3 protein-coding genes and 1 pseudogene are annotated in these 3744 nt (G+C 70.1%); all 4 read left to right on the top strand.

Annotation, left to right across the window (positions count from 1 at the left end):
- Positions 1 to 99, top strand: a pseudogene (locus tag JHN63_RS53685) (adenosylcobinamide-GDP ribazoletransferase); the annotation flags it as partial.
- 269 nt (positions 100 to 368) lie between these two features.
- On the top strand, positions 369 to 1712 hold the full coding sequence (locus JHN63_RS50190) for a leucyl aminopeptidase (protein WP_200691807.1): 1344 nt from the start codon (positions 369 to 371) through the stop codon (positions 1710 to 1712).
- 287 nt (positions 1713 to 1999) lie between these two features.
- Positions 2000 to 3388, top strand: a complete 1389-nt coding sequence (gene lpdA / locus JHN63_RS50185) for a dihydrolipoyl dehydrogenase (protein WP_200691806.1) — start codon at positions 2000 to 2002, stop codon at positions 3386 to 3388.
- A gap of 57 nt (positions 3389 to 3445) precedes the next feature.
- Positions 3446 to 3744: biotin/lipoyl-containing protein (locus tag JHN63_RS50180; RefSeq protein WP_307782186.1), on the top strand; the 299-nt coding region annotated here is incomplete at its 3' end.

Raw genomic sequence — 3744 nt, 5'->3', positions numbered from 1 at the left:
TGCCGGCGGCGGTTCGGTGGGGTGACCGGGGACGTGTTCGGGGGGCTTGCGGAGACCGCGGCCACGGCTGCGCTCGTGGTGCTTTCGCTGGGTGGGTGAGTGCGGGTGCGTGGGGTGGTTGCCTCAACGGGGTTGCCGCTTGGGCGTACTTCAGGATCGGGATCGAGAAGTGGCCCCTCCGCTTCGGGCGCGTGCAACCCCCGCGCGAACGCCCTACCGCGCACACGCGCGTAGGCTCCGTCTTGGGCCGCCACCAGTCCCCTGTGTCCACCGCCGCCGCAGGTCGGAAATAGGGTCGGTTGTCGGGCCCGGTCGACCCACCCCGTTCGACCACAGCAACTTCACATCGGAAGCGAGAATTCACCACTGTGACTGCTCTCACTCTCAGCACCGCCGCGGCGCCCGGCCTGCGGGCCGACGCGATCGTGATCGGTGTCGGCAAGGGCGGCAAGGCGGCCGTCCGCGAGCGGCAGCGCGAAGGCGGCCTTCTTGGCGCCGGTGAGGGCACGGGCGGCGACACCGGCGCCAAGAAGGCCGCCTTCGCGCTGCCGCTCGCGGACGCCGCCGACGCCGGTGCGATCGCCGAGGGCGCGCTGCTCGGCGCGTACTCCTTCGACGCGTACAAGGGCGGTGCCAAGGACGCGAAGGGCAAGGGCCCGCTCGGCGAGGTCGCCCTGCTCGGCGGCAAGCCGCGCGACAAGGAGTACAAGGCGGCCGTAGAGCGTGCTCTGGCGGTCACCGAGGAGCTCAACCGCGCCCGCGACCTGATCAACACCCCGCCGAACGACCTCGACCCGGAGGCCTTCGCGGCCGTGGCGCAGACCGCGGCCAAGGAGCACGGCATCAAGGTCGAGGTGCTCGACGAGAAGGCCCTGGAGAAGGGCGGCTACGGCGGCATCCTCGGCGTCGGCGCCGGTTCCGCGGCCGGTCCGCGGCTGGTGAAGCTGTCGTACACGCACGCCGACGCCACCAAGCACCTCGCGTTCGTCGGCAAGGGCATCACGTACGACTCGGGCGGTATCTCGCTCAAGCCGGCCGGGCACAACGAGACGATGAAGTGCGACATGAGCGGTGCCGCCGCCGTGTTCGCGGCCGTCGTCGCCGCCGCCCGTCTGGGCCTCGAGGTCAACGTCACCGGCTGGCTGGCGCTCGCCGAGAACATGCCGTCCGGCTCCGCGACCCGTCCCGGTGACGTGCTGCGCATGTACAGCGGCAAGACCGTCGAGGTCCTCAACACGGACGCCGAGGGCCGGCTGGTCCTCGCGGACGCGCTGTGGGCGGCGTCGGCGGAGAAGCCGGACGCGATCGTGGACGTGGCGACGCTGACCGGCGCGATGGTCCTGGCTCTCGGGAGCCGGACCTTCGGCGTGATGGCGAACGACGACGCGTTCCGCGCGGCGATCGTCGACGCGGCCGAGGAGGTCGGCGAGCCGTCGTGGCCGATGCCGTTGCCCGAGCACCTGCGCAAGGGGATGGACTCGCCCACCGCCGACATCGCCAACATGGGTGAGCGGATGGGCGGCGGGCTGGTCGCCGGGCTGTTCCTGCGCGAGTTCGTGGGTGAGGGGATCGCCTGGGCGCATCTCGACATCGCGGGGCCCGCGTTCAACGAGGGCGGGCCCTTCGGGTACACCCCCAAGGGTGGGACCGGGTCCGCGGTGCGGACGTTGGTGCGGCTCGCGGAGCTGACTGCGGCGGGGGATCTGGGCTGACGTTCGCCCAGTAGCTCGAATGCCCTGAGGTGCGTGGGCGACTGCGGACCGGCTGTGGCCGGTTGCGCAGTTCCCCGCGCCCCTGGGGCACCAGACCCACGTCTCTCTCAAGTGAGCGTGTGGTGTCTCACACCCGGGCCCGGCGTCTCGAACGGCCCCGACAAGTGCGAAGATGGGCTCGGCAGGACAGGGCCCCCACCACAGGGCCGATGAAAGAGCGGCCGGACACCAGCCGCCGCGCGGTCACTGAAGACCGGCGTACGGCGCACATGCATGGAGGACGTGACGTGGCGAACGACGCCAGCACCGTTTTCGACCTAGTGATCCTCGGCGGTGGTAGTGGCGGTTACGCCGCGGCCCTGCGCGGGGCCCAGCTGGGTCTGGACGTCGCTCTGATCGAGAAGGACAAGGTCGGCGGCACCTGCCTGCACCGAGGTTGCATCCCCACCAAGGCCCTGCTCCACGCGGGCGAGATCGCCGACCAGGCCCGCGAGAGCGAGCAGTTCGGCGTCAAGGCCACCTTCGAGGGCATCGACGTACCGGCCGTCCACAAGTACAAGGACGGCGTGATCTCGGGCCTCTACAAGGGCCTGCAGGGTCTGATCGCATCCCGCAAGGTGCACTACATCGAGGGTGAGGGGCGGCTCTCCTCCCCCACCTCCGTCGACGTCAACGGCCAGCGCATCCAGGGCCGCCACGTGCTGCTGGCGACCGGCTCCGTGCCGAAGTCGCTGCCGGGCCTGGAGATCGACGGCAACCGCATCATCTCCTCGGACCACGCCCTCGTCCTGGACCGTGTGCCGCAGTCCGCGATCATCCTGGGCGGCGGTGTCATCGGCGTGGAGTTCGCCTCCGCGTGGAAGTCCTTCGGCGCCGACGTGACGATCATCGAGGGCCTCAAGCACCTCGCCCCGCTCGAGGACGAGAACTCCTCCAAGCTTCTTGAGCGCGCGTTCCGCAAGCGCGGCATCAAGTTCAACCTGGGCACCTTCTTCTCGAAGGCCGAGTACACCGAGAACGGCGTCAAGGTCACCCTCGCCGACGGCAAGGAGTTCGAGGCCGAGCTGCTGCTCGTCGCCGTCGGCCGCGGGCCCGTCTCCGCCGGTCTCGGCTACGAGGAGCAGGGTGTCGCGATCGACCGCGGCTACGTCACGGTCGACGAGTACATGCGGACGAACGTCCCGACCATCTCCGCCGTCGGCGACCTGGTCCCGACGCTCCAGCTCGCGCACGTCGGCTTCGCCGAGGGCATCCTGGTGGCGGAGCGTCTGGCCGGTCTGAAGACCGTTCCGATCGACTACGACGGTGTCCCCCGGGTGACGTACTGCCACCCCGAGGTCGCCTCCGTGGGCATCACCGAGGCCAAGGCCAAGGAGATCTACGGCGCGGACAAGGTCGTCGCTCTGAAGTACAACCTCGCGGGCAACGGCAAGAGCAAGATCCTCAACACCTCCGGCGAGATCAAGCTCGTCCAGGTGAAGGACGGTGCCGTGGTCGGCGTCCACATGGTCGGCGACCGTATGGGCGAGCAGGTCGGCGAAGCCCAGCTGATCTACAACTGGGAGGCGCTGCCCGCCGAGGTCGCCCAGCTGATCCACGCCCACCCGACGCAGAACGAGGCGCTCGGCGAGGCCCACCTGGCGCTGGCCGGGAAGCCTCTCCACTCCCACGACTGACCCCCTCGGTCGGACGACGACACAGACTTCCGCAATTCGTAAGGAGCAACCGAAACCATGGCGGTTTCCGTAACCCTTCCGGCGCTCGGTGAAAGCGTCACCGAGGGCACTGTCACCCGCTGGCTGAAGGCCGAGGGCGAGCGAGTCGAGGCCGACGAGCCGCTGCTCGAGGTGTCGACCGACAAAGTCGACACCGAGATCCCCTCCCCCGTCGCCGGCGTACTGGCCTCCATCAAGGTGGCCGAGGACGAGACCGTCGAGGTCGGCGCCGAGCTGGCCGTGATCGACGACGGCACCGGCGCCCCCGCCGCTGCCCCGGCCCCGGCCGCCGGAGCGGCGGCCGGCGCCTCCGGTAC

The organism is Streptomyces sp. MBT65 (assembly GCF_016612545.1).
GTDB lineage: Bacteria > Actinomycetota > Actinomycetes > Streptomycetales > Streptomycetaceae > Streptomyces.
The sequence above is the reverse complement of the archived record's forward strand: the minus strand, read 5'-3'. Positions and strand labels throughout refer to the sequence as shown.